This window comes from Chamaesiphon sp. VAR_48_metabat_403, from assembly GCF_031422475.1.
Taxonomy (GTDB): Bacteria; Cyanobacteriota; Cyanobacteriia; order Cyanobacteriales; family Chamaesiphonaceae; genus Chamaesiphon.
The window spans coordinates 1-3424 of sequence record NZ_JANPLS010000119.1 but is presented as its reverse complement, the minus strand read 5'-3'; the positions used below and the strand labels follow the sequence as shown (position 1 = coordinate 3424).

At 43.8% G+C, this 3424-nt stretch carries 5 protein-coding genes and 2 pseudogenes; 1 reads left to right on the top strand and 6 read right to left on the bottom strand.

Going from position 1 to position 3424, the window contains the following annotated elements; genetic code table 11:
* Positions 1-602 (top strand): hypothetical protein (locus tag RMO79_RS06155; RefSeq protein ID WP_310482177.1); only part of this gene is annotated, 602 nt, incomplete at its 5' end.
* A gap of 15 nt (positions 603-617) precedes the next feature.
* On the opposite strand, the gene RMO79_RS06150 is transcribed toward RMO79_RS06155, so the two are convergent.
* The 6 genes and pseudogenes from RMO79_RS06150 to RMO79_RS06130 form a co-directional block, all read right to left on the bottom strand.
* Positions 618-749, bottom strand: coding sequence for a hypothetical protein (locus RMO79_RS06150; RefSeq protein WP_310482176.1), 132 nt, complete (start codon positions 747-749; stop codon positions 618-620).
* 12 nt (positions 750-761) lie between these two features.
* Positions 762-923 (bottom strand): annotated as a pseudogene (locus RMO79_RS24445) (HNH endonuclease); the annotation flags it as partial.
* Between the two features lie 188 nt (positions 924-1111).
* A complete protein-coding gene (locus RMO79_RS06145; protein WP_310482175.1) occupies positions 1112-1483 on the bottom strand; it encodes a hypothetical protein in 372 nt (123 codons plus the stop codon).
* A 12-nt stretch (positions 1484-1495) separates the two neighbouring features.
* A complete protein-coding gene (locus RMO79_RS06140) occupies positions 1496-2038 on the bottom strand; it encodes a hypothetical protein (protein ID WP_310482174.1) in 543 nt (180 codons plus the stop codon).
* Positions 2039-2208: 170 nt separating this feature from the next.
* A complete protein-coding gene (locus RMO79_RS06135) occupies positions 2209-2862 on the bottom strand; it encodes a hypothetical protein (RefSeq protein WP_310482173.1) in 654 nt (217 codons plus the stop codon).
* A 42-nt stretch (positions 2863-2904) separates the two neighbouring features.
* Positions 2905-3424, bottom strand: a pseudogene (locus RMO79_RS06130) (hypothetical protein); the annotation flags it as partial.

The following is a 3424-nucleotide window of genomic DNA, read 5'->3' as shown; positions in this document are numbered from 1 at the left end:
TCAATCGAATATTCAACCTAATAAATATAGAAACATCGCCTTTAACAATGACCTCTAACGCACCAGAAAGACAGTGGCGATCGAATACTCATTTACGCCCCCAATCTATCCGTGTCGGGCGGAATTTCATGCTCTCAGATTTCCTATATTCTGAAGCAGCAGCCAAGAAAGGGATCGCTAATGTCCCACCAACTCCAGACGGGATGGAAGTAGCCAGTATTCGAGGACTCTGTGAACATATTCTCGACCCAGTGGTCGATCGATTCGGAGCCATCTCTATCACCTATGGGTATGTATCCGATGCTCTTCAAAAAGCTACCTATCCAGCATGGAAACCCTCGATCCACAACTGTAAGCCTTGTAATGGTGCTTATTTGGGTGCCGCTTGTGATTTCCAGCCTCACAATACCGAGTTCAGCCATCAAGACATCTTGCGCTGGATTGCCGCAAACTGCACTTACGATCGATTGATTCTCTATCCAGGTTCGACGATCGTCTGTGTGGCATGGAGCGATCGACCTCGAAGCCATTGCCGTCAGTGGGTATACCCCGATGCCTTTTCTAGACCCGTATATGTCAAGCTAATTGATAAATCGAAGTGAAGATCTGTACCAGTATTAGAAGCTGGGATCGGACTCATTCAGTGTTTTCAAAGATTGCAGCATCCTCATCGGACAAGCAAATTTCACTTGAGCGTACCGCTGCGGATAGTTGATAAAAATATACTGTTCGTATTCAAACCAATTCATATCGCTCTTTTCAATGTTGCAATCGATACAGATCACCCAGAGATTATCGAACTCCATTGACAACCAAGGATAATGCGATCGAGGTAACTTATGATCGATGGTTTTATACTTGCTACCTGCATATCGTTCGTTACAAACTGGACATTTGAGTCCTGAATTATTATTTACCCAGATTCTGCTTTCCTCTGTTGACTTACATTCATATTTACCATTGATATACCGCCAGTTGTTGTACTTAATATAGTCTTGTTAATCTTGAGAGGTGAGCTTGTGATAATGTTTATTGCCAATTTCATCCGCAAGCTTGAATAGCGATCTAAGGTCTGTATCTTCTGCGATATTACTATCTAAGCTCATCACTTTTACACCCTGCTAAAGTCAATTGTTTCTACTTGTGTGTCGGGAAAATGTCGATCGATCTCATCCTCTATCTCTTGAGATAACATCGTGAATTGTTTCTCAAAGGTGGCAATCTCGTCAGCAGATTGATACTTTCGTCCGATCCGATCGGCTTCCAGAAATAATTCATCGAGGCTCCAGTTTTCACGATAAGGTGAGGTTAACATCTCTTGGATCTTGAGATAGAGTTGAGTAACTTTTTCCCAGCCAACATTCTTGTAGCCACTGTTTTTTAGTAGTTGAATCTCTTCTGATGTTATTTGAGCTTTGTTGTCTGAGTTAGATCGCTGTACTTGTCGATAACCCATGCCGTTAAATTCTTTTTTACTTGCCATGTAGATTACAATTTATCCTTGTGTCGATTTGAACAGTTTGAGAATAGCTTGCCGCAGATCGCTATCTTGATATTTCAAGATCCCTTTCATGTCTTTGGCGATTTGCAATCTAATTGAATCGACTATGTTCTTTAGGCTCTTGTTGTCTTTTTTGAGTTCAGCATTAACCTTGGTGAGCGATCGATTATCAACTTCTAGTTCCTTAACTCGTGCTAGTAACTGCTGATTGTGGATATTGTTCGGATCGGGAGAATCCACCCCTGTAACTTGTTGTTTCGATCGCGCAAGTTGTAGATCGCGTTGCTTAATATCTGCCTGATATTGTTGTTTTAAAAGCTCAATTTGATTAGTCTTTTTAGTCACCATACCTTTTTGGGCTGCTTGCTCACGCTGGCGTTTAATTAGTTCGCGTCCAGCAAATCGACTCGATATATTGCGGCGGATCGTTAACTCATCGGGATTAGTGTTGAAGTCGATCGACTCTACCGCCCTAAGTGCATCGGCTTTAGTCCAGTCCTCCGACTGAAGGATATTAATTATTTCCGCTTTGTCCATGAGGTTGCCGCAATACTTTTATCTACAGTAAAATACTGCCGATCGACTATACAAACCGGATGTTTTTGGCAAATATTTGTAGATGTTTTCTCAGTTGTCGGCTATAGATTACACACACGGGTAGCCATATCAAACCCTGTACCTGCTCTAATTAGCTCCTAGTATTGCGTTCAGTTCAGATCGACGGTTCTAGCGGTTACTTTTTGTGGTATGGCATCAAGCGCGAGTTCCAGATTGGACAGGATATCGATCAGGCTACCAGCTACCCCGCTGGGGATTAACTCACTATTGCCAAGTACGGACAGGGCACGTAGTATCGGTAACTCTTCCACATACAAACCCTCAAGCCGTCCGATCTCTGTCACGCACTTAACGATCGAGATCCTGAGACTAGATCGCTGGCTTATGCAATCGAGATAATAGCGAGGCTTGAGCGGTCTAACTGCGGTTAGTTCCCCCTTGAGCCGTTCCCGTTCTCGGTCGTCTGCATCAAGTAACTGAACCTGTATCCTCTCTCTAGTAGCTCTAGACACCTCATACGATTGGATTTCAACCGAGACTTTAGCAATGTCTTGTTGTAGACCGATTAATTGGGCACGGACTATCTCTATCATTGCTGCTCTTAATCTGGGTCTGCGGTATTTATCGATCGAGATAAGTGAGTCGGAAGCTTTATGTAGCCAGATTCTTGCTTGTGTGGTGCTAATCTGGTAACGATTTTCGATCTGGCGTATGAGGTCGGGCTTGCTCATCCCGACCTTGAGGCGATTGAGAATCCAGTCGATCCGCTCTTGTGCTTCAATATCTCTCTTTTTGCCGCTCATGTTTCACGCATCCTCTAGCTCGATCGTTACTGTAAAACTATTCTACTTACCTACAATTGGTAAAGGAATTATCGATCGATAAACCTCATCCAATTCCCCGACATAATAATCAACCCAATACTCGCCGCTGTTAGTCCCTACTGGCAGCGGTTTCAACGGTTTACCAGTCTTGGAGTGATAGCGATCGAACCGCTTATACCAATAACTAACCCGTTCCCCTTGCTTACCGATTCCCAACTCTACTAGACTCTTTTCATTGGTGGATATCTTGCGGGTAATGGTGAGATCTTCAACCGACAGATCGCCAGCAGCTAACAGCGATCGAGTCTCTTGGTAATAATCCTCAGCCGCGTCTAGACCTTGGGTGAAATATAAACCGATGAACTCGATCGGGAAGTGATTCTGTAGCGGGTATCGATTGCGCTTTCTGAATAACCCTTTAACGCTGGTCTTACCCTCTGCACTGACTAAAACATAGCTTTTAGCCTTGGGTGCATACAATCCACAGTGTTTAAGTTCTAACTCTATTTCGATGCCATCTGGTAGAGCATCAGCCACAGCC

Excerpts from the sequence above, each read along its gene's own strand:
- RMO79_RS06140 (WP_310482174.1), bottom strand. The coding sequence starts at position 2,038 with ATGGACAAAGCGGAAATAATTAATATCCTTCAGTCGGAGGACTGGACT.
- RMO79_RS06145 (WP_310482175.1), bottom strand. The coding sequence starts at position 1,483 with ATGGCAAGTAAAAAAGAATTTAACGGCATGGGTTATCGACAAGTACAG.
- RMO79_RS06150 (WP_310482176.1), bottom strand. The coding sequence starts at position 749 with ATGAATTGGTTTGAATACGAACAGTATATTTTTATCAACTATCCGCAG.
- RMO79_RS06135 (WP_310482173.1), bottom strand. The coding sequence starts at position 2,862 with ATGAGCGGCAAAAAGAGAGATATTGAAGCACAAGAGCGGATCGACTGG.